A 24,831-nucleotide genomic window follows, 5' to 3' on the forward strand; every position below is an offset into this window, starting at 1 on the left:
AGGTAGTCGGAAAAAAAATTACCAATTACCAATTACCTTTTGCCCAATTACCAATTACCAATTACCGAAATCGAAATGGCTATAGATACCACATCCGAAATTAAGGCGATCGCCCGTTACATCAGAACATCCCCCTTCAAAGTGCGCCGAGTCCTCGACCAAATTCGTGGCAAAAGCTATCAAGAAGCGCTGATTTTACTCGAATTCATGCCCTACCGCGCCTGCGAACCAATCGTCAAAGTTTTGCGATCGGCAGTAGCCAACGCCGAACACAATGCAGGATTGGATAAATCCAAGCTGGTAGTTTCTCAAGCTTACGCAGACCAAGGCCCAGTCCTCAAACGCTTTAGACCCCGCGCTCAAGGTCGCGCCTACCAAATCCGCAAGCCAACCTGTCACATTACCGTAGTAGTAGCTCCGCTCGTAGAAAACTAAACCAGGGAAAAACGTAAGAGGTAATAAACAGCTTAAAGTTGAAAAAAATGGGTAATCACCAATTACCAATTACCAATTACCAATTACCAATTACCAATTAACTCATCAACTATTATGGGCCAAAAAATACATCCAATTGGTTTTCGCCTCGGCATTACCCAAGAGCACCGCTCTCGCTGGTTTGCCGATCCCAAAAACTATCCAGAACTCTTGCAAGAAGACTATAAAATTCGCAAGTACGTTCGTAAAACCCTCAGCAATGCTGGGATTTCCTCGGTCAAAATTGAGCGGAAAGCCGATCAAATCGACCTAGAAGTGTTCACCGCCAGACCAGGCGTTGTCGTAGGCCGCGGCGGAGCAGGCATCGAAACCTTGCGCGTCGGTTTGCAGCAGCAACTCGGTAGCAACCGCCAAATCCGCATCAACGTCGTCGAAGTCCAGCGAGTAGACGCCGATGCCACACTGATCGCAGAATACATCGCTCAGCAACTAGAACGGCGCGTATCCTTCCGCCGAGTCGTCCGCCAAGCAATCACCCGCGCTCAAAAAGTCGGCATCCAAGGCATCAAAATTCAAGTCAGCGGACGCCTCAACGGTGCAGAAATTGCCCGTACCGAATGGACGCGCGAAGGAAGAGTCCCCTTGCACACGCTGCGGGCAGACATCGACTACTCCTACTGCACTGCTCAAACCATCTACGGTATTCTGGGCATTAAAGTTTGGGTTTTCAAAGGCGAAATTATTCCCGGACAGGAACAAGAGGCTGCACCAAATGCAGCAGTGCCCCGCACCAAACAAAAGCGCCGTCGCCAGAACTTTGAAGATCGATCGAACGAAGGCTAGCTAATTGTTAACTGTTAGTTGTCACTTGTTAATTGTCAGTTGTTCCAAACCAATTAGCAATTAGCAATCACCAATTACCAATTACCAATTACCAATTACCCAACTCCCTTTCGCCATGTTAAGCCCTAAAAGAACCAAATTCCGCAAACAACAGCGCGGGCGAATGAGCGGTGTTGCCACCCGCGGCAACACAGTTAGCTTTGGCGACTTCGCGCTCCAAGCCGTCGAACCCGCCTGGATTACTTCCCGCCAAATAGAAGCCGGACGGCGCGCCATGACCCGCTATATCCGTCGGGGTGGCAAAATCTGGATTCGTATTTTTCCCGACAAACCAGTCACCCAGCGCGCAGCAGAAACCCGGATGGGTTCTGGTAAAGGCTCACCTGAGTTTTGGGTTGCCGTGGTCAAACCGGGCCGGGTAATGTTTGAAATTGGCGGCGTAAGTGAAGAAACTGCCCGCGAAGCAATGCGTTTGGCATCTTTCAAATTACCAATTAAAACCAAGTTCATCACTCGCGAAGAAGACCAGTCATAGCGAAGAGCGAAGGTAGAATTAGGTCTGTATTAATCAGCATTTTAAACGGCTACAGCATTTTAAAATCTGGCTTTCATAACTTTTCTTTCCTTCGACCTTCAGCCAAGCGAGACAATTCTGTCTTCTGTCATACCGCTCGCTAACGAGAAAGCACACAATTATGTCTTTGACCAAGATTAAAGAAGCTAGAGAATTAAGCGATGCTGCAATAGCAGAGCAAATTTTAGCAGTCAAGCGCCAACTAATGGAATTGCGGCTCCAGCAAGCTACCGGCCGCATGGAAAAGCCTCACCTGTTCAAGCACGCCAAACACCGGCTAGCTCAATTGATGACAGTTGAACGCGAGCGCCAAATCGTTGCTGAGAAAGAAGCAGCAGCAAAATCAGCCGCAGCTAAAGAAACAGCAGATTCTGCTCCCAGCCCAGAAGTCAGCCCAGAGTGAGCAGCAGCCTAGCCTCGGCTCGCACATTAGCTAAAAAAAAGTCAATTGCACAACAAAAATAGGTAGCTATGGCAATTAAAGAACGAGTTGGCGTAGTAGTCAGCGACAAGATGGATAAAACCGTCGTGGTAGCAATCGAAAACCGCTCCTCCCACACCAAATACGGCAAAATCGTAGTCCGCACCAAGCGGTACAAAGCTCACGACGAAGAAAATCAGTGCAAATCCGGCGATCGTGTCCGCATCACTGAAACTCGACCACTGAGCAAAACCAAACGTTGGACGGTTGCTGAGATTTTCGGGACAAAAAACGGCTAACAGTTAATTGCGATATCGCGATCGCCCGATCGGTACTTGATTAATCAATTAGCCGTCAACAGTCAACAGTTAACAGTCAACAGTTAACAGTCAACAGTTAACAGTCAACAATCACCATGATTCAACCCCAGACATACCTCAATGTCGCCGACAATAGCGGAGCCCGCAAACTGATGTGCATCCGCGTATTGGGAGGCGGCAACCGTCGCTACGGCGGAGTCGGCGATGTCATCATTGCCGTCGTCAAAGACGCCATCCCCAATATGGCCGTCAAAAAATCAGATGTCGTCCGGGCTGTCATTGTCAGAACCCGCAAAGGTTTGCGTCGCGACAGCGGCATGAGCATTCGTTTTGACGATAACGCCGCCGTTATTATCAACGTAGACGGCAACCCCAAAGGCACTCGCGTCTTCGGCCCCGTAGCCCGCGAATTGCGCGACAAAAACTTTACTAAAATCGTTTCCTTAGCCCCGGAGGTACTTTAAAATGTACGGAAAAAAGGGTAAACCAACTAGCGAACTGCAGCGCTACAGAATGCACGTCAAAGCAGGCGACACCGTGCAAATAATTACTGGCAAAGAGAAAGGAAAAGTCGGAGAAATCTTAAAGACATATCCTAAAGTCAGCAAAGTAATTGTTAAAGGTGTAAATATCAGAACCAAGCACGTCAAGCCCCAGCAAGAGGGAGAGTCCGGGAAAATAGTCACGTTTGAGGCTCCCATTCACAGCTCAAATGTCATGCACTATTCCGAAAAAGAAAAAATAGCCAGCCGCGTTTGCTATACATTTAGCGAAGATGGCCGGAAACTGCGACAGCTCAAAAAAACCGGAGAAATCATCGATAATTAGTCATTAGTCATCAGTCATCAGTCATTAGTCATTAGTCATTAGTCATCAGTCATTAGTCATTAGACAAATGCTTTCCTGACAACAGTCAACGGACAACGGACAACGGACAACGGACAACGGACAACGGACAACGGACAACGGACAACTGACAACTAATAATTCCCTGACCAAGCCCAGGGACAGTTAACGAAACACAAAAACTATGCCGGACAAACTCAAGGTTCTTTATCAAGGAAAAATCGTTCCCACACTGATGGATCAGTTTAAATATACTAATATCCATCAGGTTCCCAAACTCGTCAAAGTCACAGTGAACCGCGGTTTGGGAGAAGCATCTCAAAACGCTAAGGCACTCGATTCGTCGATCAACGAAATTGGCATCATCACCGGGCAAAAACCAGTGGTGACGCGGGCGAAAAAAGCGATCGCAGGCTTCAAAATCCGCAAAGGAGTACCCGTCGGCGTGATGGTGACGCTGCGCGGCGATCGGATGTACGATTTTCTCGATCGGCTGATCAACCTCGCACTCCCCCGAATCCGTGACTTCCGCGGCATCAGCCCCAAAAGCTTCGACGGGCGCGGCAACTACAGCTTGGGTCTGAGAGAACAGCTAATTTTTCCAGAAATAGAATATGACCGCATCGATCAAATTCGAGGCATGGACATTTCAATTATCACCACAGCAAACACCGACGAAGAAGGACGCGCCTTGCTTAAAGAAATGGGAATGCCGTTCCGGGACAACTAAGCACTAGAGTAAGAAGCAAAAGATGGCAGCTAACGATACCATAGCAGATATGTTGACGCGCATTCGCAATTCTTGCATGGCGCGCCACCAAACAACGCAAATTCCAGCTACAAAAATGACCCGCAGCATCGCCCAAGTCCTCAAAAGTGAAGGCTTCATCGGCGAATTTGAAGAAGCAGAAGCAGAAGGGGTCAAGCGACATTTAGTGCTTTCTCTAAAGTACAAAGGTAAAACTCGCAAGCCCATTATCACGGCACTTAAGCGAGTCAGCAAACCAGGACTGCGCGTTTACTCGAACCGTAAAGAATTGCCCAGAGTGTTAGGCGGAATTGGCATAGCCATTATTTCTACCTCCAGCGGCATTATGACCGATCGAGAAGCTCGACGCCAAGGTTTGGGCGGTGAAGTGCTTTGTTATGTTTGGTAGTCATTAGTCATTAGTCATTAGTCACTGGTCGTTGGCAACAGACTCAAAAATCAATCACTAAGGACTAATAACTAAGCACTAATAATCAAGGACTAATAACTAAAAACAAAGGACAAAAAACTATGTCGCGAATTGGCAAGCGTCCGATTAGCATCCCCACGAAAGTCACCGTCACCCTAGACGGTCAAAAAGTAGCCGTCAAAGGCCCTAAAGGTGAACTTTCCCGAGTTATCCCAGCCGAAATCCTCATGGGAATTGAAGGCGAGACTTTACTCGTTACCCGCAGAGACGAATCTCGCGTCGCCAGACAACTGCACGGCTTGTGCCGCACTCTAGTCGCCAACATGGTCGAAGGTGTATCTCAAGGTTTTCAGCGGCGTCTCGAAATTATCGGCACAGGTTATCGGGCACAGGTTCAAGGACGGAACCTGATTTTAAACGTCGGTTACAGCAAACCCGTGGAAATGCCCCCTCCAGAAGGCATCACAATGGCAGTTGAAGGCAACACCAACGTCATTGTCTCCGGCATTGACAAAGAACTCGTAGGCAATACAGCAGCCCGCATCCGCGCGGTGCGTCCGCCCGAAGTCTACAAGGGCAAAGGCATTCGCTACAGCGGCGAAGTCGTCCGGCGCAAAGCTGGTAAAACAGGCAAAACAGGTAAGAAGTAACCATGAAGCTTACTCGCAAAGAATCAGTCCAGCGCAGACACCGCCGTGTTCGGCGCAAGGTGTTCGGCACCGCCGAACGTCCCAGACTAGCGGTATTTCGCTCAGAGCAGCACATCTACGCTCAAGTAATCGACGATACCGCCCAGCACACTTTGGCCGCCGCGTCAACCCTCGATCCCGAATTGAAGTCAACTCTCAGTTCTGGCGGCAACTGCTCCGCGAGCGTGCAAGTCGGTCAGTTGATTGCCAAACGCTGTTCCAGCGCTGGCATAGTCAAAGTCGTATTCGATCGGGGGGGCAACCTCTATCACGGTCGTGTTAAAGCCCTCGCAGAAGCAGCTCGCGAAGCGGGGTTAGACTTCTAGGAAGAAGGAAGAAGGAAGAAGGAAGAAGGAAGAAGGAAAAAAGAATATACAACAAAATTCTTAATTCCTAATTGTTAATTTCTCATTTCCAACTACCAGTTACTAATCCCCAATTCCCAAAGAACAAAACTATGGCAGAACAAAAAGAACAGCGCAACAAGAAAAAAAGCAGCAGCAACAACAAAGGGCGCGAAAAAGAATCCGAATGGCAAGAACGGGTTGTTCAGATTCGGCGCGTTACCAAAGTAGTCAAAGGTGGTAAAAAACTCAGCTTCCGCGCCATAGTCATTATCGGCAACGAACGCGGTCAAGTTGGAGTAGGAGTCGGCAAAGCTAGCGACGTAATCGGTGCCGTTAAAAAAGGCGTCGCTGACGGCAAAAAGCACCTAATTGAAGTCCCCCTCACCAAATCTAACTCCATCCCTCACCCCATCAACGGTGACGGTGGCGGAGCTAAAGTCATGATGCGGCCGGCCGCTCCGGGAACCGGGGTAATTGCAGGGGGAGCAGTGCGAACTGTTCTCGAACTAGCAGGAGTCCGCAATATCTTAGCCAAACAGCTAGGTTCTGGAAATCCCTTAAACAACGCCCGAGCCGCAGTCAATGCCCTCTCCACCCTCCGCACCTTGTCCGAAGTTGCTCAAGAGCGCGGAATTCCAGTAGAAAATCTCTACGGTTAGGGCACGCGAGAATGGGAAACTGTAAGTTTTGAGTGTTAAGTGCTTGCGGTGAAAATAAAAAAATCCGCAACTTAAAACTCACGCACTCAAAACTACTGCGTACCCCCTCTCTAAATACCAATTACCAATTACCAATTACTAAAACTATGAGATTGCAAGACGCCCGACCCAAAGCAGGCTCCCAAAAGCGCCCCCGACGCTTGGGCAGAGGTATTTCTGCCGGTCAAGGCGCGAGCTCCGGCAAAGGGATGCGCGGTCAAAAATCTAGAGCCGGTAGCGGCACTAGACCCGGTTTTGAAGGAGGTCAAAATCCTCTCTACCGCCGTCTCCCCAAGTTGAAAAGCTTCCCTCTAGTGAACCGGAAAGAGTACACTACCATTAATGTAAGTAAATTAGCATCGCTGCCAGCAAACACCGAAGTTACTCTCACCTCTTTGATCCAAGCAAAAATTGTCACCACAGACGATGGGCCGCTGAAAATCTTAGGAGATGGTGAACTGAATGTACCTTTGCAAGTGCGCGCCTCGGCTTTTACCGCAGGTGCTCGCACAAAAATTGAAGCTGCAGGCGGAAGTTGCGAATTAGTTGCGTGAAGATTTGAGGTTTGAGAGTATGTCCAAATCTCAAATCCTCAAGCTTGCTATCAGAAAATGATTTAGTCGAAAATCCCAAATCTAAAATCCCAAATCGTAACTATGGACGTTAGTAGAGAGAAAGCGCCAACTGCACAAGAGACGTTCATGCAGATGGCTCAAGCTGCTGGTTTACGAGGCCGCATCCTCGTAACCATTGGCTTACTGATTTTAGTACGCCTGGGTGTCCACTTGCCAGTCCCCGGCATCGATCGAGTCGCCTTTGCCCAAAACGTCGAAAATAGCCCTTTAATTGGCTTTTTGGATTTGTTCTCAGGAGGTGGCTTGTCAGCTTTGGGGATTTTCGCGCTGGGGATTTTGCCCTACATTAATGCTTCAATTATTGTGCAACTTCTAACTGCGGCTCTGCCAAGCTTAGAAGAGTTGCAGAAAAATGAAGGAGAAGCAGGGCGGCGCAAGATTTCTCAAATTACTCGCTACGTTTCTTTGGGCTGGGCAATTTTGCAAAGTATTGGCATTGCGATTTGGGTCAGCCCTTTTGCTCAATCTCCATCGCCTTTATTCATAGCACAAACTGCTTTGGCTCTGACAGCCGGCTCAATGTTTGTGATGTGGATATCGGAAGTGGTGACGGAGCGAGGTATCGGGAACGGAGCCTCGCTGCTGATTTTTATCAATATTGTGTCGGTATTGCCGCGCTCTTTGGGACAAACTTTTGAATTGGCTCAAAGTGGGGACACGCAAGTTGTCGGCCGTGTAGTCGTTCTGCTGCTGGTCTTTTTGGTGACGATTGTCGGGATTGTTTTTGTTCAGGAAGGTACTCGCCGCATTCCGATTATTTCGGCCCGCCGCCAAGTCGGCCGCAAAGTTTATCGGGAGAGCCGGAGTTATCTGCCCCTGCGCTTGAATCAAGGCGGAGTGATGCCGATTATTTTTGCATCTTCGGTGTTGATTGTGCCTTCTTTCCTCGCTCAGTCTCTCAATAACCCGTTTTTGGTTCAAGTTGCTAATGTTTTGAGTCCGAACGGGCCGACGCCTTGGGCTTACGCGCTATTTTATCTGACTTTGATTCTGTTCTTCAGCTATTTCTACGCTTCGTTGATTGTCAACCCCGTAGATATGTCTCAGAACTTGAAAAAAATGGGTGCTAGCATTCCTGGAATTCGTCCGGGTCAGAAAACGAGTGATTATGTGGAGAAGGTTTTGAACCGTTTGACTTTCTTGGGAGCGATTTTTCTCGGTCTGGTGGCCATTGTACCAACTGCTGTAGAAAGCGCGATCGGCGTGCAAACTTTTAGAGGTTTTGGCGCAACTTCCCTACTGATTCTAGTAGGTGTGGCGATCGAAACTGCTAAGCAAATTCAAACTTACGTCATCTCCCAACGATATGAAGGAATGGTGAAGTAATCGCAATGCAATTTATTTTCATGGGGCCTCCAGGGGCGGGAAAGGGAACTCAGGCTCAGATATTAGGCGCTCTCTGGAAAATACCCCACATTTCTACCGGCGAAATCCTGCGCGCCTGCGTGGTTGCGAAAACTGCCTTGGGTCTAAAGGCGCAAGCTTACATGGACAGGGGTGAGTTGGTTCCCGACCAATTGCTGATGGATATCGTGCAGGAACGCTTGAATGAACCGGACGCTAATGCTGGCTGGATTCTTGACGGCTTTCCTCGCACAGTTGCCCAGGCAACTTTTTTAGACAAACTGCTCCAGGAGCTTAGCGGTGCCGAGGGGAGTACACCGAACCCAAAATTTGGTCTCAAAGCTGTTAATCTTGACGTGCCTGACGAAATTTTGGTGTCTCGCCTGCTGTCGCGGGGCCGGCAGGATGACAATGAGGAGACGATCCGCCGCCGGTTGCAAGTTTATCGCGAGCAAACTGAGCCTTTGATTGATTTTTACAGCGGCCGCCAACAGTTAGTTGCGGTTGATGGCGATCGAGCAATGGAATTAGTCACCGCAGAACTGCAACAATCTCTCTCGATCGACTCTTGAACCCTCTCAATACAGCTTGTTACTCACAAGCTTTTGCTAAGATATGTTAACTAGGAGCTTTTTGTGCTATCAGGTTTTGTGAGGGTTGCTAGAGACCGGATTGAACTCGATACTAATTGCCACAACTTTACTCAAGTAAAGCTAAAGCGAGCCGTTGGTTGAGTCAAGAAGTCGATCGAGTCGCCCGAATTCTTGCCCCGCTTCCCGTTTCACTCCTACCAGTAAATAGGTGTTGATGTAAACAGCGGGACACTCCTAGTTAATCAAATGTAGAGTTGAGGTAAATACCAAATTGTCTAAGCAAGATTTAATTGAAATGGAAGGGACAGTGACGGAATCCCTGCCGAATGCGATGTTTCGCGTTGACCTAGATAATGGGTTTAACGTGCTAGCTCACATTTCCGGCAAGATCCGCCGCAACTACATCAAAATTCTGCCTGGCGATCGCGTCAAAGTCGAATTGACTCCCTACGACTTGACCAAAGGCAGGATTACTTATCGCCTTCGGAAAAAATAGGCTTAGATAAAACTTTCTAAAAACTAATTCTAAGTTTAATTAGAGAGAATTTGGTAAAAAGCTTCAAATTTATGCTATAATGCTACGTTTGTAGTGTTGCCGAGAAGGGCGTCAACAACCCACCGGTGTACCGGGTTAAGTCATTGCTACGCCGTAAAAGTATCGCTCGCCAACATTTTTGTTTTGTGCAGGCGAACTTTACCCCAGCAATGGGAGTGGGTGCAAGCGGGCTCCTTCATGAAACAACCCGCACTTTATACAATTTAATCGAGGAGAGGCCTACACCTTGCCCAGCCTCTCCTCCCACCGCTCTACGGGCAGTCCCAGCGTGCCTGCTCTCCGGTAGAGCGGGGTTCTCCAGGCAGGAAGAAAGATGAAAGTTCGAGCATCTGTCAAAAAAATTTGTGAGAAATGTCGCGTCATCCGCCGTCGCGGTCGAGTGATGGTGATATGCACTAACCCGAAACACAAACAGCGCCAAGGTTAGAAAAAAAGAAGATTGGGCAATGCACGCAGGTGCATCCTAATTGAACATTGTAGCCAAACAGGAAAACTAGGGAGACAAAAGTGTGGCACGGATTGCCGGGGTAGACCTTCCACGCGATAAGCGCGTCGAAATAGGTCTGACATACATTTACGGAATAGGCTTGTCGCGGGCCCAAAAAATTATCGCTGCAACAGGCGTAAATCCTGACACTCGCGTCAAGGATTTAACAGAGGCCGACGTGACAGCTCTGCGGGCTCATGTAGAAACCACATACCAAATCGAAGGAGACCTCCGGCGCTGGGAGTCAATGAACATCAAGCGCCTGATGGACATCGGAACTTATCGCGGTCGGCGTCACCGTTTGGGTCTGCCGGTGCGGGGACAACGAACCCGTACCAACGCCAGAACCCGTCGTGGCGTCCGCCGAACAGTTGCGGGCAAGAAAAAGGCTCCTTCCAAGAAGTAACATCTTTTTTGGAAAAATACGCTGGGGGCTGCTGGCTCCTAGCGCTTCGGGACATTAGTTGAGAGAAACGTTAAAGAGACTAATATGGCGCGACCACAAACAGGCAAGAAATCTGGTGCAAAAAAGCAGAAACGGAATGTACCCAATGGGGTAGGCTACATCCAGTCTACCTTTAACAACACGATTGTAACTATTACCGACCTCAACGGCGAAGTGATATCCTGGGCATCCGCAGGTTCCAGCGGTTTTAAAGGAGCTAAAAAGGGCACTCCCTTTGCAGCTCAAACAGCAGCAGAAAGTGCTGCCCGCAGAGCCAACGACCAAGGAATGCGCCAAATAGAAGTAATGGTGAGCGGACCCGGAGCAGGTCGAGAAACTGCTATTCGGGCGCTGCAAGGGGCGGGACTGGAAATCACCCTGATTAGAGATGTTACCCCAATTCCTCACAACGGCTGTCGCCCTCCCAAGCGGCGTAGAGTCTAAAACGATTTGAGATTTTAGATTTTAGATTTTGGATAATGGCTAACTGCTTAAAGTCAAAAACTAATGGTTCTAACTGTTGCCCCGTCCATCCAAAATCCGAAATCCGTTCAGGGGTATGCTCTGCAATCTAAAATCCAAAATCAAAAATCCAAAGTGGAAAAGGGAGGTCACTCCGTGGCGCAGTTTCAAATTGAATGTATAGAGTCTAACACTGACAAAGACCGCAGTCAGTACGGAAAATTTGTCCTGGAACCGCTCGATCGCGGTCAAGGAACAACTGTTGGGAATGCGCTGAGGCGAGTTCTGCTGTCAAACTTAGAAGGAACGGCAGTAACTTCAGTCCGAATCGCGGGCGTCAATCACGAGTTTGCCACGATCGAAGGGGTACGTGAGGATGTTCTAGAAATTCTCCTGAACATGAAAGAGGTCGTCCTCAAAACTCATTCTCAGCAGCCGCAAATCGGCAGGTTGCGGATTGAGGGGCCTGTAACAGTTACGGCCGATCGATTCGATTTGCCCTCAGAGGTGGAATTGATCGATCGATCCCAGTACATTGCAACTCTCTCCCCAGGCTCAGTTCTGGAAATGGAATTCAGAATTGAAAAAGGCATCGGATACCGAGCAGTAGACCGCAGTCGCGATGATGGATCGGCTTTGGATTTTCTCCAAATTGACGCCATCTTTATGCCGATTCGCAGAGTCAACTACAGCGTTGAAGATGCTAGGGTAGGCGGCACGGTCGAGAAAGACCGGCTGATTATGGAAATCTGGACTGATGGCAGCGTGACTCCTCAAGAAGCTTTGAGTCAATCTGCCCACATCCTGGTAGATCTATTTGCACCTCTCAAAGACATCACCCAAGATTCTCTCAAACCAGAGTATCCCGGTGAAGCCGATCCTACCAGCCAAATTCCGATCGAAGAATTGCAGTTGTCCGTCCGGGCTTACAACTGTCTCAAGCGGGCTCAGATCAACTCAGTCGCAGACTTATTGGATTATACCCAAGAAGACTTGCTCGAGATCAAGAATTTCGGGCAGAAGTCCGCAGAAGAAGTGATTGAAGCTTTACAAAAACGCTTGGGCATTACCTTGCCCCAGGAAAAATCAGCTAAAAGTTAATCAACGGGTAACGGGTTAAAAAGTTCTGAATCTTAAGTCGGTGAGTTTTTAAGTTAAAGAATTCACCCCCCGAGTTCGCAGACTATCTATCCCGGCGCCCAATTACCAATTACCAATTACCAACTGCCATGCGTCACCGCTGTCGCGTTCCCCAACTCAGCAAACCGGCTGACCAGCGTCGCGCCCTACTGCGCTCGCTGACCACCGAATTAATCCGCCACGGTAAAATTACTACCACTCTCGCCCGCGCCAAAGCGCTGCGCCCAGAGGCGGACAGAATGATTACCCTGGCAAAAGATGGCTCCTTGGCCGCTCGCCGGCAAGCTATGGGCTTTATCTACGACAAACAGTTAGTACACGCCTTGTTTGAAGCAGCCCAAGAACGGTACGGCTCGCGCAACGGGGGCTACACCCGCGTAGTGCGAACTGTCCCCCGTCAAGGAGACAATTCCGAAATGGCGATCGTTGAACTGGTTTAATTCAATTTTGGGTTGGAGATTTGTGATTTATGACTGACAATCCAAAATCCCCAATCGAAAATCCCCAATCGATACAGCGCGTTGCTCTAGTAATCCAATACCTCGGCACTAACTTTCACGGTTGGCAGCGACAGCCGAACCAGCGTACAGTACAAGAAGAAATTGAAACAGCAATATCGACTGTTCTGGAACGCCCGGTAACGCTGCACGCTGCTGGGAGAACTGACGCGGGAGTTCACGCCGCTGCTCAAGTAGCCCATTTTGACGCCCAGGGTCCAATTCCGGCTCACCGCTGGGCAAGCGTTCTCAACTCTCGACTGGCAAAAGATATTTTAATTCGAGCTTCGGCAAAGGTGGAACCTACCTGGCACGCTCGGTTCTCAGCCAGTTGGCGGCGCTATCGCTACACCCTTTATACAGATCCGACCCCTAATTTGTTTGTGCGTCCTTTTGCTTGGCACTGCTATCACGCCCCTGTGGATGAATCTTTGATTCAGACAGCTTTGACACCGCTCATCGGGCGGCATCACCTGGCTGCTTTCCACCGCGCGGGATCAGCCCGCCCCCATTCCTGGGTGGACGTGCAAGCTGCAGAGTGTCACCGTTCTGGGCCTCTTATCTATATTGAGGTTCAGGCGAGCGGGTTTCTGTACGGGATGATGCGGCTGCTGGTGGGGTTGCTGGTGCAGGTGGGTCGCGGGGAAAGGCCGATCGACAATTTCACAGATATCTGGGTCAACGAACGCCGAGAAATGGTAAAATATGCCGCTCCCGCTCAAGGTTTGTGCCTGCTGCGGGTTGGCTATTCAGAATTTCCCTTTCCCCCAGAGGTCTGGTACGACACTCAGCCAAAATTAGTCATTAGTCATTAGTCATTAGTCATTAGTCATTAGTCATTAGGTAACTACTAATAAAAAACTAAGGACAACTAACAATTAAAAACTGACAACTGACAACTGACAACTGACAACTAACAACAGTTAACAGTTAATAGACAACTAACAACAAACAATGAACAAAACTTACGTCCCTACTCAAGACTCCCTAGAGCACAAGTGGTACGTGGTCGATGCCGCCGACCAGCGGCTGGGCCGTCTGGCAACTGAAGTTGCCATGTACCTCCGGGGGAAACACAAACCGACTTACACTCCTTCTATGGACACCGGTGACTTCGTAATTGTCATCAATGCCGACAAAATCGCTGTTACTGGCAAAAAACGTACCCAGAAAATCTACCGCCGCCATTCTGGAAGACCGGGCGGGATGAAAACAGAAACTTTTGCCAAATTGCAAGCACGTTTGCCCGAAAGAATCGTCGAAGAAGCTATACGGGGAATGCTGCCTCACACTTCTCTCGGCAGACAACTGTTTACTAAACTGAAGGTGTACGCTGGCCCCAACCACCCGCACCAAGCTCAAAAACCAGAAGAATTAATTGTTCACACGATTCCGGGAGGAAATGAGTAATGCAAGCAACAGATACATCGGGTCGCGCTGTGTACTGGGGTACCGGCCGCCGCAAGCGTTCCGTAGCGCGGGTGCGCTTGGTTCCCGGCACTGGCATACTGACTGTCAATGGTAAAGAGGGGGATTTGTACCTGCAATTCAACCCTACTTATTTGGCTCTCGCTAAGGCCCCTCTGGAAACTTTGGGTCTGGAAAATGAGTACGACATTTTGGTAAAAGTCGAAGGCGGTGGCTTGACAGGTCAGGCTGACTCGATTCGCTTGGGTGTCGCTAGAGCACTTTGTCAATTAGACCCGGACAACCGCAAGCCTCTTAAGACTGAGGGCTATTTGACTCGCGACCCGCGGGCCAAAGAACGGAAAAAGTACGGTTTGCGGAAAGCTCGCAAGGCTCCTCAATACTCGAAGCGGTAATCGAGGTTCGGCAACGGATTGTGTAACGGATTGTGTAACGGATGTAATGAAAGTTCGGCAACGGATTTTTTAACGGATGTAACGGATGTAACGGAAGTTCGGATTGACGGATTGAGGGAAGAAGGAAAAAGGAAGAAGGAAGAAGGAAGAAAGAAAAGGCAAGAATCATTCAGATTTTATCTGCCTTTTTTTCAAGTTTATTTCCGATTCCTGATTCCTGGTTCCAAAAGGTATAAGGCAAAATTGCTGCTGTTGTTGGTGTACAAGTCCTGCGGCAGCTAAAATGGTTGTAAAGTCAAAAATTAGAGAGTAAAAAACAATGGCAAAAGAAGGCATTCACCCTGAGTGGTATCCCGAATCTCAGGTTTATTGCAACGGGGAACTTGTGATGACTGTGGGTTCAACTAGACCAAAGCTTCAAGTTGATGTCTGGTCGGGAAATCATCCTTTTTATACTGGCACTCAGAAGATTATTGATACTGAAGGTCGTGTGGAGCGCTTTATGCGGAAATACGGCATGACCGAGGTAGAAATGCCGAAGGCAGATGCTTCCTCTGGACCGCTGAAAATGGAAGATCCGAAAGCAGATGCTTCTAAGGCTGCTGGTAAAGGCAAAAAGAAGAAGTAGCCGGATTGTCATTTGTCCGCAGTTTGTTGAGAGTAGTTCTTTCTACTGGCAACTTACCGCCCTCGGATTTTAGATTTTAGATTGAAGACTTGCTATGCAGGCAGTTGAGTTTGATCGAGATTCTATCCCAACTGTTCTTCAAATCTAAAATCTAAAATCTAAAATCTAAAATCTAAAATCGATTGACAAAGGACAACTGACAATGGCTGAATCTTATTTGCTGGATAAATTGAAGTCGGTAGAGCAAACTTTTAATGAGTTGACTCGCCGCATGGCTGACCCGGATGTGGCTAGAGACAATCAAGAGTTTCAACGGGTAGCGAAAGCTCGATCGTCCTTGGAGGAAGTGGTCGATACTTTTGCTCTGTGGAAAACCACTCAGGAAGATTTGGTGGGCGCGCGACAGGTTCTCAAGGAAGCTGCGGGCGATCGAGATATGCAAGAAATGGCTGCGCTGGAAGTTCAGGAACTTGAGGCGAAGCTGGAGAATTTGGAAAGTCGTTTGAAGGTTTTGCTGCTCCCCCGCGACCCGAACGATGACAAGAATATTATGCTGGAAATTCGGGCGGGTACTGGCGGAGATGAGGCTAGTATTTGGGCGGGAGATTTGCTGCGGCTCTATTCGCGCTACGCTCAAACTCAAGGCTGGCAGGTGAAGTTGGTGAGCGAGTCGCTGGCGGAAATGGGCGGCTTTAAAGAGGTGATTCTGGAAGTTACGGGCGACAGCGTTTACAGCAAGCTGAAGTTTGAGGCTGGAGTACACCGGGTGCAGCGAGTGCCTGTGACTGAGGCTGGCGGCCGGGTGCATACTTCGACGGCGACGGTGGCTGTGATGCCGGAGGTGGATGATGTGGAGATTCACATCGATCCGAAGGATATTGAGATGAGCACGGCTCGATCGGGCGGCGCTGGCGGTCAAAATGTGAACAAGGTGGAAACTGCTGCGGATTTGTTTCACAAGCCGACGGGAATTCGGATTTTCTGTACTGAGGAGCGCAGTCAGTTGCAGAATAAGGAGCGGGCGATGCAGATTTTGCGGGCTAAGCTCTATGAGATGAAGTTGCGGGAGCAGCAGGATGAGGTGAAGTCGCGGCGTTTGGCTCAGGTTGGTACTGGTTCGCGATCGGAGAAGATCCGCACTTACAACTATAAGGACAATCGGGCTACCGACCACCGTTTGGGGGAGAATTTCTCGCTCAATAGTGTTTTGGAAGGGGATATTGAGGGGATTATTCAAACTTGCATTTCTCAGGATCAGCAGGAACGTTTGGCTGAGTTGGCTGCTTCTACTAATTGATGGAGGGATGGGGGACTAGGCGCATTGTTGGCTCAGCCTCAGTTCCCTTGTTACGCGGGAGATGTGGTTGAGTAGGGCTTCCCAAATTGCATCGGCGATCGCCACTGGATATTTGAAATGTTCGAGGTCGTATTGTACAATGACTTCTAGGGGTGCTAGGATTTGCTGGTTTCGACAACTGGCAATTGCTGCGATCGCCTCTTGTTGCCATCTGGCAAATAGTCTGTAGCTGAAAAAGGAACTGCATTTTTGTCCTTTCTGGTTCAGGTAAACGACTATTACTTGATGTTGTTTGGGGTAGACTTTGACTATGCGGTTGAGGGGCATTCTCAGGGCTTCGGCTGCTTCCATTTTGGAGATTTGCCAGCGCTGGGGTTTTAGCCAACCGGAGGCTGTAAGGCTTTGACGTGTATTGCGTGTCTTGCGAGTCATTTTACTGCCCCTGATTGGCTACAAATACAATTATGATTTCAAAAGTATTTACAATTTAACTGGTAAACTTTTTGCTGTCAAGCAAGAAAGACAGATTCTTTGGTAGATAAGTAAACTAGGAGTTGTGTTGATCTGGTGACTAATACTGTGGACGCAGAAGCTAGGAAGAAACTGAGCGAAGTTGTTAAGCTAGCCCGTGGCGACCTGAGTTTTAGCGCTTTTGGTAGGCTATTGGGAGTCTCTGGGTCTGCTGTTCAGTATTGGGAAAAGGGCCAGGTACTCCCGGATACGAAAAATTTGACTCAGATTGCGGCAAAAGCGGGCTTTACAATGGAAGAGTTGATGGCTCATCTCGAAGGTAAGCCAATGCCGGAACCTGTCAATACCAACGAGCTGCTTAAGAAAATTCAATGTATGCCGATTAGTGAGTTGGCAGTGATTGGTAGAGCTGTGATGGATAGGCTCGCTGCTGCTGCTGAGTCTTCTGGGTAAGGACAGTAGATGGCGAGCTATTTAAGGTGTTATTAAAATCATAGTTGTTACTGATTGGTATAGTTGTCAGAGTAGCAGCGATAAGTTTTGTTGTCAATAACAAGTGGAAAAATCATAAATTGAGAAGTAAACTTGTTAAGTGTGGTTAAGTGGTAACTGCGATTGTGGATGCAGAAGGTAAGAGAAAACTGATCGAGATTGTTAAGTTAGCGCGTGGCGACCTGAGCCAGCGAGCTTTTGGCAAGCTTTTGGGCGTGTCCTCGACTGCTGTACAGTTGTGGGAAAAAGGCCAGAGCATCCCGGATACGGAAAATTTGACTCAGATTGCTATTAGAGCTGGTTTCACGCTAGAAGAACTCATAGGTCATCTCGACGGGAAGCCGATGCGGGAACCGATGGATACGAACGATATGCTTAAAAAAATTCAATGTATGCCGATCGCAGATTTGGCGGTAATTGTGCGAGCGGGCGTGGAGCGGCTGGCTAATGCTGCTGAGTCTTCAGGGAAATATAGCTGAGCGGTGTTTGCCCGATCGCCCTTAAAAATTTCCACAACTCGTGCATATCACAAATCGAGTAATTTGTCAAGGCAAAATCTACTTTGTTACGAAGTGCGATCGCCCTTATGCACTTACGCACTGCAAGCAAAGAAACCGGGTTTTTTACCGAATCTGGGGTATACAACGCGTCTTATCGTAAAAAACCCGGTTTCTGGGCCCCTATGCGATCGCCCCCCATCGGAAAACCACTCGCCCTATCCCTGACTCAATAAATCTAAAAACTCTTGGACAATGCGATCGGGTTCTTCTGTGCATCTGTTAGCATCGCAATAGTGGATGATGCTGATACCGTGAGATGCAAACAGGCGATCGCGCGTTTCATCTTTTTCTGTATCGGGATGCCATATTTCCAGGATACCCCATTTGCCTTGGTGGAATATGAGGAAATCTGGTTCTTGGTTTTGTCTACCTGCGGGTGTGGTGAGGCGGGCTTTGGAGTTGGGGAAAAAGAGGGTGTTTGTGCGATCGAGCGCTTCGGCAATTTTCACTTGTTCTTCGCAGTGAAAGCGCAAATCATTCCAGTGATAAATGCGTTCTCTTATGCTCGACAAAATTCCCTGGTTATGTGCGTCTTCAGCCTTGATAATTTCATCTGATGCTGTCTTATCCTCAGTTACAATTGATTTGTTTAAATCAGTCTGATAAAAATCGGCTTCACTTAAGTTTGTGAGCAATAATCTGGCTCCGCTTAAGTTAGCACCGCTGAGATTAACTCCAATAACTTGAGTTCGATGTAAAGTCACTTGATGTCGCCGCAAGTATCGTTTGATAACTGCTTTAATATTACTTTTTTTTACTTTTTCGTCAAAAGCGTCTGAGAGTAACTTCCAGAGTTTATAGCCAGCCGCTTTAATATATTCATCATCATATTTAGAAAGTTTAGCAATTTCCTCATAAGACTGTCTGCCTTCCCAGCACTGTTTGAAGATTAGCTCTTGCACGTCGTTTAACTGTTCGTCATCCTCTAGGACTGTTTCGACAATGGCGAGAGCTTCATCCACAGTCATGGGTTAAATCCTCTTAAAGGTAGTGTCCGAGTTGAGGTTGTGCTGGCAGGGTTTATGACACTTTGACCGTGCGCGCACATTGCTGTGGGTAGATTTTAGCACAATTTCCAAGATGTTGCTACTATTTCTCACTTTTTGTCACTTTTTATCACTGGTCAAGCTAAAGATGAAGCTTTACTATAAATTATGTTTACACATTTCCATTAGCAATACTAACGAAAGAAATTATCATGGCATATACTGATTGGGATGGACCAAAATATCACAGACAAAACCGTCTATATTATAAATTGGCAACCATCAGGGGAGAAAGGAACATTTTAGAATCTGATGACAAGCTAGGTCTTGAGCCAGATAATCCTGGAATCATGCACGATCACTTTTATACAAAGAATGGTCAATGGTACGTTCAAACTAAGATTGAGAATAAGCATATTTTCTAGAAAATAGCTCATGGTATATGCGGAGTGGAACAGGCAGATTCTAGTGAATACTTGGATGCCTTGTTCGATGAATTGCAGTCTTTACCTGACTGTTAATCGTGTTGGCGATGTTTAAGTACCAGCAGATGACTAACATTCATTTGTACAAATTACCAACGCATAGGAGTTGAAAAAAGTGAGTTTACCATACAACCTTGCCGAGACAATTCGGAATATTATGGCTACTTTGGCTTTGGCTCAAGGAATTTTATCACCCTCACAGGTTTCTGATATTCCCAACTCGACAATAATAGCTCAGTTTGAAGAGCAAATCGGAATAGCAGACCAGGAAGAAAGAGAGAAAGTAGAAAGGGAACTAAAAAAAGTAAAATCAAATCAATCGACCATGCTAGAGATAGCCAAAGAAACAGGCTATGGTAGCGGTAATTATGGCGGATAAAGCAATTTTGATTAATTTTTACCAGTAGACACAACCATCAGGGGATTGAGTGGCAATTCCCCTGATTACCTAATCAAGGAAAGTATCAATGTGGATTTTAATTTTAATTGTGCTGGCTGTAGTTGCCTACTTCGTGGTGTCACAAGCATCAAGCAGTAATCAAGCTAGTCAGGCATCAAGTAGGACTCAAGCTAGTAAAGCATCAAGCCAGAATTACACTAATCAAGTAGATTATTCAAATCTTGAAGTATCACTTGACACCAGCGCGTCCAATAGCTATCGCTGCGATTACAGACGCCTTCGTGACCTACTAGCAGAGGGAAAATGGAGAGAAGCTGACGAAGAAACCAACAATATGATACTTCGCGTAACAAATTACAACAGCGTCGAGAACTATGCCACTCCAGTAACTGCTAAACATACCCCCTGTGAAGACATTTGTACTATAGATCGACTTTGGCTTAAATATAGCAATGGTCGCTTTGGGTTGAGTGTACAAAGGCGAATTATATCAGAAATAGGAGAGAAAATAGGAGAGAAGAATGCACTGTCCATTATGTTTACCTATGGAAAAAGAGAAGGAAGTGCCGCTCAGCAAATGAATCAGAGAAGACTTCAAAGCGAATTAAATGAGAAATTTCGTAGAACCATAGGATGGTACGCTCCTCACAGTGACGGCAGTGCAGGTCTAAAAAATTATAACGATATTACTTTTTCAATCCAGGCTCCATACGGACATCTTCCCACAGCGAATCCGCCAGGAGGATATCCTGGGTTAAGGAAAAATTACGTGAATGATTTTATTGTAATAAATTTATTAATGCGTTTGTCAGATTGCGGTATTGCTCTGTAGTTAAAATCTTGGTCACATACACTTATTTACCACTTTTAGAAAACAGGATATTGAGTGACGATCGCCCCTTCACTCCTAAAAGCGATCGCACCTTCTCACCCTCACTTTTCTACAACCTTCTCCCATCGCCTGCTTTAAAGGTTTTTGAAGTCCGTGAAGCGAAGCTACCCCGTAGGGAATCGCCCTCCCATTCAAATCCCTTCCACTCCATCATACTTTCAAAGATTCTCGCTGCTGCTCCCTAGTAGGCACTCCATAAGCAGTATAAGGTCTAACATCAGGCGGTTGAAGCCCCAAAACAATTGATTCGGCAGGAACTCCCGCTGCAACTCCTCAGCAATCAGGCGATCCGTATTATTTGCTTGAATCCACACCTGACCGTCAATAATATCAATATGAATCACGCAATAGTGAATGCGCTGCTCGTTAAACCAACCTATATTTATTAACATATAACGGTCATTTTCCAAATCAAAAATTATTTCTTTTTGGCTCCTACTGTCAAAAACCGGAATTTCAGCGTATTAACTAAGGAGCTGCTTAACAAGTTTGCGATAATTATTTAAGCTATCCATTGTACTGTTTCCTCTATTTTTGGGTTAAAAAAAAACAAATTTAGGCGGTTATTATCTAGCAATATATGACCAAAATTTTCTCCTTCAAAAAGCTCTGTAAAAGCATTTATTGGAATTGCAAGATACACTTGTCTTTCTGATTACGTCCGTTTTAAGATGTCATAGTAAAGAGTATATTGACCCAAAGCTTGCTCTAAATCTGCAATTCTAGACTCTCTGATAAAACTTTTAACATCAACGGCTATCTTGCGATCGTTGTTCTCAGCAGCTAATAGCTGTTCGGCAGCAATATCGATAGGTTTCTCTTCGCCCAAGCCAAGGGATACGGATCGTGGGTAATTGTCCAGCCAGCCTTAATGAGAGCCTGTTTGACAACTTGATGATAAATGTCTCTTGCTGGCACGATCGCTCTCTTTTGCTATCGAGGTTGACACTCACTATTATAATGTGCAGAAGTCTCAACCATTATTCGAGAAATTCAATCAGAAACAACACGATCGCCCGATCGCCCCACCCAAATAGTCCTGCACCCACGTCGAGGGCAGAAACCCGGTTTCTTCGTAGATTTCTAGTTGAGAATCTGCGATTTTTCAGAGAAACCCGGTTTCTTCGCGTAACTCCTACCAAATCAAAATCTGGCAATACCCTAAATATAATTAAAATTTGTTAAGATTAACTCGACCTCAGCGCCGGCATCCCATCCGCCGCTAAACCAGCCCTTCCCCAGTCCCCACAACAATGCTGCGACTCGAACACATCAGTAAAATTTACCCCACAGGCGTCGTACTCAAAGATGTCACCTGGGAAGTCAAGCCAGGCGATCGCATCGGCTTAGTAGGCGTCAACGGTGCCGGCAAATCCACCCAACTCAAAATCATCGCCGGCGAAATCGAACCCACGGCAGGCGAAGTCATTCGCCCCGCCAGCCTCCACATCGCCTACCTCTCCCAAGAATTTGAAGTAGATCCGACTCGCACCGTCAGAGAAGAATTTTGGCGCGCCTTCAGCGAAGCCAACGAAGTCCACGAATCCTTGATGCAAGTGCATCGAGACTTGGAAACCTCCACCCCAGAAAATCTCGACGAACTGATCCACAAAATGGATCGGCTGCAACGGCAATTTGAAGGCTTAAACGGCTACGGTTTAGAAGCCCAAATCGAGAAAATTCTCCCCGAAATCGGATTTGAACCCGAAGACGGCGATCGATTAGTCAGCGCCTTCAGCGGCGGCTGGCAAATGCGGATGAGTTTGGGCAAAATTCTCCTCCAAAAACCCGACATCCTCCTGCTAGACGAACCTACCAACCACCTCGACTTAGAAACCATCGAATGGCTGGAAGTTTACCTCAAAGGGCTGACAACCCCAATGGTAATCGTATCCCATGACCGGGAATTTCTCGATCGGCTTTGCACCCAAATCGTCGAAACCGAACGCGGCGTTTCCAGCACCTACCTCGGCAACTACTCCTCCTACCTGCTGCAAAAAGCAGAAGCCAGAGAAGCCCAACTCAGCGCCTACGAAAGCCAGCAAAAAGAACTCGAAAAACAGCAAGCATTCGTAGAAAAATTCCGCGCCAGCGCCACTCGTAGCACCCAAGCCAAAAGCCGCGAGAAACAGTTAGACAAAATCGAACGCATCGAAGCCCCCACCGGCGGATTAAAAACTTTGCATTTCCGCTTTCCCCCCGCACCCCGCAGCGGTCGCGAAGTAGCAATAATTGAAGATTTGGTGCACACCTACGGCGAAAAAATCCTATTTTTGGGAGCCGACTTATTAATTGAAAGGGGCGATCGCATAGCCTTTCTCGGTCCCAACGGCGCCGGCAAATCAACCCTGCTGCGGATGATTATGGGCTTGGAAAAGCCGACTGAAGGTACGGTCAAATTGGGAGGCCACAACGTCATCCCCGGTTACTTTGAACAAAATCAGGCAGAGGCCTTAGATTTGAATAAAACCGTGATGCAAACGATTCACGACGAAGTTCCCGACTGGAAAAATGAAGAAGTTCGGACTTTGTTGGGCCGTTTCTTATTTACGGGCGAAACAGTATTCAAACAGGTTGGCGCTTTAAGCGGCGGCGAAAAAGCCCGCCTAGCTTTGGCAAAAATGCTGTTGACTCCCGTGAATTTGCTGATTTTGGACGAACCGACAAATCACCTTGACATTCCGGCGAAAGAGATGATGGAAGAAGCGATTCAGAATTATGACGGTACCGTAATTATCGTTTCGCACGATCGCTATTTCATCTCCCAAGTAGCTAACAAAATTGTCGAGATTCGGGATGGAGAATTTCGCCCTTATTTGGGAGATTACCACTACTATCTCGATAAAATAGCTGAAGAAAAAGAGCTAGCCAAGTTAGCAAAATTTGAAGCAGAAAAAGCCGCCAAAAAAGCCGAAAAAGAAGCAAAAAAAAAAGCTGCCGCTAAGCAAAAATAAACTTGCAACCCTCGCAGATCAACCTTACATCCGCGTTGATCTGCGTTGATCTGCGATTAGGAAATAATATTATGCCTAAACCCGAATTCGACTAATCATCTGATTCGCCTGGGACTCGTAACTCCCACCAAACAAATTAAAATGATTTAAAATGTGATATAGATTATAAAGAGTTTTGCGTTCTTCATACCCTGAATCCAAAGACCAAACCTGATTATATCCCCGGTAAAACTGCGCGGGAAATCCACCAAATAGCTCAGTCATCGCAATATCAACTTCTCTATCTCCAAAATATGCCGCCGGGTCAAAAATCACCGGTTCCCCCGCAGATGTCACCCCCGCATTTCCCCCCCACAAATCCCCGTGAACTAGCGAGGGTTGAGGTTCATAACCCGCTAACAATTCAGGAATCATCTCTAATAAACGTTCCCCTTGCGGAAAATGACCGCCCCGACGCCTAGCCAATTTTAACTGATAACCAATCCGATGTTCGGCCCAAAATTCTGCCCAATTTGCCGTCCAATTATTAATTTGTATAGTTGAGCCGATCGTATTATTAATCTCCCACCCAAAAACTCCCCTTAGCAAGGTAGAATTAGGCTCTTCTCCCCCCCTTAGCAAGGGGGGGTTGGGGGGGGTGTATTTGTGCATTGCCGCCAGTTTTCGCCCCATTTCTTCCCAAGCTCGATCGCCCCCGCGTCCTCCCAAATCCAACCACTCCAGCACAATGTAAGCGGAATTCCCCTCAGTTCCCCAGCAAATCGGCTCAGGTACTCGAATCGTCTGGGTTTCTCCCATTTGCTCCAAACCCAGCGCTTCAGCTTCAAACATCGCGACTTGGGAAGCTTGATTGATTTTCACGAAGTAAGTGCGGGAACTGCTGCTGATAGAATAGCCTTGATTGATGCAGCCACCGCTGACGGAACGGCGATTGTCAATCGAAAATGTTTCTCCGGTTGTTTCACAGATGTGCGCGGCAATTTTCTCCCACATAGCATGAAATCGTGTTGAGGGTTGAGGGCGATCGAAATTACTTTAACAGGTATAGCAAATTAAAAATTAATCAGCAAAAACAACAAAGCACCTATCTGTACAGAGAGGTGCTTTTGTTTAAAAGTGGTTCCAGGGATTGAGCTATTTTCGAGGGGCAGTGACGCGGTAAATATATTAGCAACCCGGAGTTTTAACAACGGAAAAAGGAATAGTATCCCAGTGATGCCACTGCGTCTTTGTAGAGACGGAAAAGTAGAGACGGAAAAAAAATAAGGGTAAAAAACCCTGAAGACTGCAGAGAATTAAGTCATCATGATCACCATGTAGAAAGAGAGGTCAA

The 24,831-nt window shown here is 47.4% G+C and carries 38 protein-coding genes and 1 pseudogene; 33 read left to right on the top strand and 6 right to left on the bottom strand.

Features of this window, described 5'->3' with window-relative positions:
- The first annotated feature begins 75 nt into the window (after nt 1-75).
- The 27 genes from rplV to prfA all read left to right on the top strand — a co-directional run bounded on the left by rplV (nt 76) and on the right by prfA (nt 16,258).
- Nucleotides 76-435: a 50S ribosomal protein L22 gene (rplV, locus tag QUB06_RS19030; protein WP_190657986.1), complete on the top strand. Its 360-nt coding sequence runs from the start codon at nt 76-78 to the stop codon at nt 433-435.
- 114 nt (nt 436-549) lie between these two features.
- Nucleotides 550-1,278, top strand: coding sequence for a 30S ribosomal protein S3 (rpsC, locus tag QUB06_RS19035; protein WP_006634995.1), 729 nt, complete (start codon nt 550-552; stop codon nt 1,276-1,278).
- A 115-nt stretch (nt 1,279-1,393) separates the two neighbouring features.
- Nucleotides 1,394-1,813 carry a 50S ribosomal protein L16 gene (gene rplP, locus QUB06_RS19040; RefSeq protein WP_333057788.1) on the top strand — a complete coding sequence of 140 codons (420 nt, stop codon included), beginning with the start codon at nt 1,394-1,396 and terminating at the stop codon, nt 1,811-1,813.
- A 160-nt stretch (nt 1,814-1,973) separates the two neighbouring features.
- Complete coding sequence (gene rpmC / locus QUB06_RS19045; protein WP_333436594.1) at nt 1,974-2,255, top strand: 50S ribosomal protein L29; 282 nt, start codon at nt 1,974-1,976, stop codon at nt 2,253-2,255.
- A 68-nt stretch (nt 2,256-2,323) separates the two neighbouring features.
- Nucleotides 2,324-2,572, top strand: coding sequence for a 30S ribosomal protein S17 (gene rpsQ / locus QUB06_RS19050; RefSeq protein WP_006634992.1), 249 nt, complete (start codon nt 2,324-2,326; stop codon nt 2,570-2,572).
- A gap of 116 nt (nt 2,573-2,688) precedes the next feature.
- On the top strand, nt 2,689-3,057 hold the full coding sequence (rplN, locus tag QUB06_RS19055) for a 50S ribosomal protein L14 (RefSeq protein WP_006634991.1): 369 nt from the start codon (nt 2,689-2,691) through the stop codon (nt 3,055-3,057).
- 1 nt (nt 3,058) lies between these two features.
- A complete protein-coding gene (rplX, locus tag QUB06_RS19060) occupies nt 3,059-3,421 on the top strand; it encodes a 50S ribosomal protein L24 (protein ID WP_333436595.1) in 363 nt (120 codons plus the stop codon).
- A gap of 202 nt (nt 3,422-3,623) precedes the next feature.
- Complete coding sequence (gene rplE / locus QUB06_RS19065; RefSeq protein WP_006634989.1) at nt 3,624-4,169, top strand: 50S ribosomal protein L5; 546 nt, start codon at nt 3,624-3,626, stop codon at nt 4,167-4,169.
- A gap of 22 nt (nt 4,170-4,191) precedes the next feature.
- On the top strand, nt 4,192-4,596 hold the full coding sequence (gene rpsH, locus QUB06_RS19070; protein WP_190657976.1) for a 30S ribosomal protein S8: 405 nt from the start codon (nt 4,192-4,194) through the stop codon (nt 4,594-4,596).
- Nucleotides 4,597-4,718: 122 nt separating this feature from the next.
- On the top strand, nt 4,719-5,267 hold the full coding sequence (rplF, locus tag QUB06_RS19075) for a 50S ribosomal protein L6 (RefSeq protein WP_333039622.1): 549 nt from the start codon (nt 4,719-4,721) through the stop codon (nt 5,265-5,267).
- 2 nt (nt 5,268-5,269) lie between these two features.
- Entirely contained in the window at nt 5,270-5,632 is a 363-nt protein-coding gene (gene rplR / locus QUB06_RS19080; protein ID WP_333039624.1) for a 50S ribosomal protein L18, read from the top strand.
- A gap of 131 nt (nt 5,633-5,763) precedes the next feature.
- On the top strand, nt 5,764-6,312 hold the full coding sequence (gene rpsE / locus QUB06_RS19085; RefSeq protein ID WP_190745441.1) for a 30S ribosomal protein S5: 549 nt from the start codon (nt 5,764-5,766) through the stop codon (nt 6,310-6,312).
- Between the two features lie 146 nt (nt 6,313-6,458).
- Nucleotides 6,459-6,905, top strand: coding sequence for a 50S ribosomal protein L15 (gene rplO / locus QUB06_RS19090; protein ID WP_006634984.1), 447 nt, complete (start codon nt 6,459-6,461; stop codon nt 6,903-6,905).
- A gap of 102 nt (nt 6,906-7,007) precedes the next feature.
- Nucleotides 7,008-8,312, top strand: a complete 1,305-nt coding sequence (gene secY / locus QUB06_RS19095) for a preprotein translocase subunit SecY (protein WP_333142827.1) — start codon at nt 7,008-7,010, stop codon at nt 8,310-8,312.
- Nucleotides 8,313-8,317: 5 nt separating this feature from the next.
- Entirely contained in the window at nt 8,318-8,902 is a 585-nt protein-coding gene (locus QUB06_RS19100; RefSeq protein WP_333436596.1) for an adenylate kinase, read from the top strand.
- Nucleotides 8,903-9,194: 292 nt separating this feature from the next.
- Nucleotides 9,195-9,419: a translation initiation factor IF-1 gene (gene infA, locus QUB06_RS19105; RefSeq protein ID WP_006276978.1), complete on the top strand. Its 225-nt coding sequence runs from the start codon at nt 9,195-9,197 to the stop codon at nt 9,417-9,419.
- A 373-nt stretch (nt 9,420-9,792) separates the two neighbouring features.
- Nucleotides 9,793-9,906, top strand: coding sequence for a 50S ribosomal protein L36 (rpmJ, locus tag QUB06_RS19110; protein WP_015178722.1), 114 nt, complete (start codon nt 9,793-9,795; stop codon nt 9,904-9,906).
- 82 nt (nt 9,907-9,988) lie between these two features.
- On the top strand, nt 9,989-10,372 hold the full coding sequence (gene rpsM / locus QUB06_RS19115) for a 30S ribosomal protein S13 (protein WP_006634981.1): 384 nt from the start codon (nt 9,989-9,991) through the stop codon (nt 10,370-10,372).
- 84 nt (nt 10,373-10,456) lie between these two features.
- Nucleotides 10,457-10,855: a 30S ribosomal protein S11 gene (rpsK, locus tag QUB06_RS19120; protein WP_332978136.1), complete on the top strand. Its 399-nt coding sequence runs from the start codon at nt 10,457-10,459 to the stop codon at nt 10,853-10,855.
- 174 nt (nt 10,856-11,029) lie between these two features.
- Nucleotides 11,030-11,974 carry a DNA-directed RNA polymerase subunit alpha gene (locus QUB06_RS19125; protein ID WP_332958426.1) on the top strand — a complete coding sequence of 315 codons (945 nt, stop codon included), beginning with the start codon at nt 11,030-11,032 and terminating at the stop codon, nt 11,972-11,974.
- Between the two features lie 128 nt (nt 11,975-12,102).
- Entirely contained in the window at nt 12,103-12,453 is a 351-nt protein-coding gene (gene rplQ / locus QUB06_RS19130; RefSeq protein WP_333436597.1) for a 50S ribosomal protein L17, read from the top strand.
- Between the two features lie 29 nt (nt 12,454-12,482).
- Nucleotides 12,483-13,325: a tRNA pseudouridine(38-40) synthase TruA gene (gene truA, locus QUB06_RS19135; protein ID WP_333436598.1), complete on the top strand. Its 843-nt coding sequence runs from the start codon at nt 12,483-12,485 to the stop codon at nt 13,323-13,325.
- Nucleotides 13,326-13,464: 139 nt separating this feature from the next.
- A complete protein-coding gene (gene rplM / locus QUB06_RS19140; protein ID WP_015178725.1) occupies nt 13,465-13,920 on the top strand; it encodes a 50S ribosomal protein L13 in 456 nt (151 codons plus the stop codon).
- Nucleotides 13,920-14,333, top strand: a complete 414-nt coding sequence (rpsI, locus tag QUB06_RS19145) for a 30S ribosomal protein S9 (RefSeq protein WP_006634975.1) — start codon at nt 13,920-13,922, stop codon at nt 14,331-14,333. The genes rplM and rpsI overlap by 1 nt, the downstream gene beginning before the upstream one ends.
- Before the next feature lie 18 nt (nt 14,334-14,351).
- On the top strand, nt 14,352-14,615 hold the full coding sequence (locus QUB06_RS19150) for a hypothetical protein (protein ID WP_333436599.1): 264 nt from the start codon (nt 14,352-14,354) through the stop codon (nt 14,613-14,615).
- Nucleotides 14,616-14,652: 37 nt separating this feature from the next.
- Entirely contained in the window at nt 14,653-14,961 is a 309-nt protein-coding gene (gene rpmE / locus QUB06_RS19155; protein WP_333101798.1) for a 50S ribosomal protein L31, read from the top strand.
- Between the two features lie 202 nt (nt 14,962-15,163).
- Nucleotides 15,164-16,258 carry a peptide chain release factor 1 gene (prfA, locus tag QUB06_RS19160; protein WP_333310943.1) on the top strand — a complete coding sequence of 365 codons (1,095 nt, stop codon included), beginning with the start codon at nt 15,164-15,166 and terminating at the stop codon, nt 16,256-16,258.
- Between the two features lie 15 nt (nt 16,259-16,273).
- Here the strand turns inward: prfA and QUB06_RS19165 are convergent, their stop codons facing one another.
- On the bottom strand, nt 16,274-16,690 hold the full coding sequence (locus QUB06_RS19165; RefSeq protein WP_333436600.1) for a hypothetical protein: 417 nt from the start codon (nt 16,688-16,690) through the stop codon (nt 16,274-16,276).
- 135 nt (nt 16,691-16,825) lie between these two features.
- Here QUB06_RS19165 and QUB06_RS19170 point away from each other — a divergent pair, with 135 nt between their 5' ends.
- Nucleotides 16,826-17,182 (top strand): helix-turn-helix domain-containing protein, encoded by a 357-nt coding sequence (locus QUB06_RS19170; RefSeq protein ID WP_333092052.1) that lies wholly within the window; start codon nt 16,826-16,828, stop codon nt 17,180-17,182.
- 149 nt (nt 17,183-17,331) lie between these two features.
- Complete coding sequence (locus QUB06_RS19175; protein WP_333239177.1) at nt 17,332-17,700, top strand: helix-turn-helix transcriptional regulator; 369 nt, start codon at nt 17,332-17,334, stop codon at nt 17,698-17,700.
- A gap of 236 nt (nt 17,701-17,936) precedes the next feature.
- Here QUB06_RS19175 and QUB06_RS19180 read toward each other — a convergent pair whose 3' ends face one another.
- Entirely contained in the window at nt 17,937-18,749 is an 813-nt protein-coding gene (locus QUB06_RS19180; RefSeq protein ID WP_333436601.1) for a pentapeptide repeat-containing protein, read from the bottom strand.
- A gap of 230 nt (nt 18,750-18,979) precedes the next feature.
- On the opposite strand from QUB06_RS19180, the gene QUB06_RS19185 reads away from it, so the two are divergent.
- The 3 genes from QUB06_RS19185 (at nt 18,980) to QUB06_RS19195 (ending at nt 20,484) form a co-directional block, all read left to right on the top strand.
- Nucleotides 18,980-19,192: a hypothetical protein gene (locus QUB06_RS19185; RefSeq protein WP_333436602.1), complete on the top strand. Its 213-nt coding sequence runs from the start codon at nt 18,980-18,982 to the stop codon at nt 19,190-19,192.
- A gap of 175 nt (nt 19,193-19,367) precedes the next feature.
- On the top strand, nt 19,368-19,631 hold the full coding sequence (locus tag QUB06_RS19190; RefSeq protein WP_333436603.1) for a hypothetical protein: 264 nt from the start codon (nt 19,368-19,370) through the stop codon (nt 19,629-19,631).
- A gap of 88 nt (nt 19,632-19,719) precedes the next feature.
- Nucleotides 19,720-20,484, top strand: a complete 765-nt coding sequence (locus QUB06_RS19195; protein WP_333436604.1) for a GUN4 domain-containing protein — start codon at nt 19,720-19,722, stop codon at nt 20,482-20,484.
- Nucleotides 20,485-20,702: 218 nt separating this feature from the next.
- On the opposite strand, the gene QUB06_RS19200 is transcribed toward QUB06_RS19195, so the two are convergent.
- The 3 genes and pseudogenes from QUB06_RS19200 to QUB06_RS19215 all read right to left on the bottom strand — a co-directional run bounded on the left by QUB06_RS19200 (nt 20,703) and on the right by QUB06_RS19215 (nt 21,701).
- On the bottom strand, nt 20,703-20,954 hold the full coding sequence (locus QUB06_RS19200; RefSeq protein ID WP_333436605.1) for an element excision factor XisI family protein: 252 nt from the start codon (nt 20,952-20,954) through the stop codon (nt 20,703-20,705).
- Nucleotides 20,955-21,199: 245 nt separating this feature from the next.
- A pseudogene (locus QUB06_RS19205) lies at nt 21,200-21,462 on the bottom strand (element excision factor XisH family protein).
- Between the two features lie 62 nt (nt 21,463-21,524).
- Nucleotides 21,525-21,701, bottom strand: a complete 177-nt coding sequence (locus tag QUB06_RS19215) for a hypothetical protein (protein ID WP_333436608.1) — start codon at nt 21,699-21,701, stop codon at nt 21,525-21,527.
- 96 nt (nt 21,702-21,797) lie between these two features.
- Between QUB06_RS19215 and QUB06_RS19220 the strand changes: the two genes are divergently transcribed.
- Nucleotides 21,798-23,498, top strand: coding sequence for an ABC-F family ATP-binding cassette domain-containing protein (locus QUB06_RS19220; protein WP_333436609.1), 1,701 nt, complete (start codon nt 21,798-21,800; stop codon nt 23,496-23,498).
- A 75-nt stretch (nt 23,499-23,573) separates the two neighbouring features.
- Here the strand turns inward: QUB06_RS19220 and QUB06_RS19225 are convergent, their stop codons facing one another.
- Nucleotides 23,574-24,491: a fructosamine kinase family protein gene (locus QUB06_RS19225; protein ID WP_333436610.1), complete on the bottom strand. Its 918-nt coding sequence runs from the start codon at nt 24,489-24,491 to the stop codon at nt 23,574-23,576.
- Nucleotides 24,492-24,831 lie beyond the last annotated feature (340 nt).

This window comes from Microcoleus sp. D2_18a_D3 (genome assembly GCF_036702455.1).
Lineage (GTDB): Bacteria > Cyanobacteriota > Cyanobacteriia > Cyanobacteriales > Microcoleaceae > Microcoleus.

What these genes read in the sequence shown, in the direction of transcription:
- rplV (WP_190657986.1), top strand. Translation starts at nt 76, where the DNA reads ATGGCTATAGATACCACATCCGAAATTAAGGCGATCGCCCGTTACATC.
- rpsC (WP_006634995.1), top strand. Translation starts at nt 550, where the DNA reads ATGGGCCAAAAAATACATCCAATTGGTTTTCGCCTCGGCATTACCCAA.
- rplP (WP_333057788.1), top strand. Translation starts at nt 1,394, where the DNA reads ATGTTAAGCCCTAAAAGAACCAAATTCCGCAAACAACAGCGCGGGCGA.
- rpmC (WP_333436594.1), top strand. Translation starts at nt 1,974, where the DNA reads ATGTCTTTGACCAAGATTAAAGAAGCTAGAGAATTAAGCGATGCTGCA.
- rpsQ (WP_006634992.1), top strand. Translation starts at nt 2,324, where the DNA reads ATGGCAATTAAAGAACGAGTTGGCGTAGTAGTCAGCGACAAGATGGAT.
- rplN (WP_006634991.1), top strand. Translation starts at nt 2,689, where the DNA reads ATGATTCAACCCCAGACATACCTCAATGTCGCCGACAATAGCGGAGCC.
- rplX (WP_333436595.1), top strand. Translation starts at nt 3,059, where the DNA reads ATGTACGGAAAAAAGGGTAAACCAACTAGCGAACTGCAGCGCTACAGA.
- rplE (WP_006634989.1), top strand. Translation starts at nt 3,624, where the DNA reads ATGCCGGACAAACTCAAGGTTCTTTATCAAGGAAAAATCGTTCCCACA.
- rpsH (WP_190657976.1), top strand. Translation starts at nt 4,192, where the DNA reads ATGGCAGCTAACGATACCATAGCAGATATGTTGACGCGCATTCGCAAT.
- rplF (WP_333039622.1), top strand. Translation starts at nt 4,719, where the DNA reads ATGTCGCGAATTGGCAAGCGTCCGATTAGCATCCCCACGAAAGTCACC.
- rplR (WP_333039624.1), top strand. Translation starts at nt 5,270, where the DNA reads ATGAAGCTTACTCGCAAAGAATCAGTCCAGCGCAGACACCGCCGTGTT.
- rpsE (WP_190745441.1), top strand. Translation starts at nt 5,764, where the DNA reads ATGGCAGAACAAAAAGAACAGCGCAACAAGAAAAAAAGCAGCAGCAAC.
- rplO (WP_006634984.1), top strand. Translation starts at nt 6,459, where the DNA reads ATGAGATTGCAAGACGCCCGACCCAAAGCAGGCTCCCAAAAGCGCCCC.
- secY (WP_333142827.1), top strand. Translation starts at nt 7,008, where the DNA reads ATGGACGTTAGTAGAGAGAAAGCGCCAACTGCACAAGAGACGTTCATG.
- QUB06_RS19100 (WP_333436596.1), top strand. Translation starts at nt 8,318, where the DNA reads ATGCAATTTATTTTCATGGGGCCTCCAGGGGCGGGAAAGGGAACTCAG.
- rpmJ (WP_015178722.1), top strand. Translation starts at nt 9,793, where the DNA reads ATGAAAGTTCGAGCATCTGTCAAAAAAATTTGTGAGAAATGTCGCGTC.
- rpsK (WP_332978136.1), top strand. Translation starts at nt 10,457, where the DNA reads ATGGCGCGACCACAAACAGGCAAGAAATCTGGTGCAAAAAAGCAGAAA.
- rplQ (WP_333436597.1), top strand. Translation starts at nt 12,103, where the DNA reads ATGCGTCACCGCTGTCGCGTTCCCCAACTCAGCAAACCGGCTGACCAG.
- truA (WP_333436598.1), top strand. Translation starts at nt 12,483, where the DNA reads ATGACTGACAATCCAAAATCCCCAATCGAAAATCCCCAATCGATACAG.
- rplM (WP_015178725.1), top strand. Translation starts at nt 13,465, where the DNA reads ATGAACAAAACTTACGTCCCTACTCAAGACTCCCTAGAGCACAAGTGG.
- rpsI (WP_006634975.1), top strand. Translation starts at nt 13,920, where the DNA reads ATGCAAGCAACAGATACATCGGGTCGCGCTGTGTACTGGGGTACCGGC.
- rpmE (WP_333101798.1), top strand. Translation starts at nt 14,653, where the DNA reads ATGGCAAAAGAAGGCATTCACCCTGAGTGGTATCCCGAATCTCAGGTT.
- prfA (WP_333310943.1), top strand. Translation starts at nt 15,164, where the DNA reads ATGGCTGAATCTTATTTGCTGGATAAATTGAAGTCGGTAGAGCAAACT.
- QUB06_RS19165 (WP_333436600.1), bottom strand. Translation starts at nt 16,690, where the DNA reads ATGACTCGCAAGACACGCAATACACGTCAAAGCCTTACAGCCTCCGGT.
- QUB06_RS19180 (WP_333436601.1), bottom strand. Translation starts at nt 18,749, where the DNA reads ATGACTGTGGATGAAGCTCTCGCCATTGTCGAAACAGTCCTAGAGGAT.
- QUB06_RS19185 (WP_333436602.1), top strand. Translation starts at nt 18,980, where the DNA reads ATGGCATATACTGATTGGGATGGACCAAAATATCACAGACAAAACCGT.
- QUB06_RS19195 (WP_333436604.1), top strand. Translation starts at nt 19,720, where the DNA reads ATGTGGATTTTAATTTTAATTGTGCTGGCTGTAGTTGCCTACTTCGTG.
- QUB06_RS19220 (WP_333436609.1), top strand. Translation starts at nt 21,798, where the DNA reads ATGCTGCGACTCGAACACATCAGTAAAATTTACCCCACAGGCGTCGTA.
- QUB06_RS19225 (WP_333436610.1), bottom strand. Translation starts at nt 24,491, where the DNA reads ATGTGGGAGAAAATTGCCGCGCACATCTGTGAAACAACCGGAGAAACA.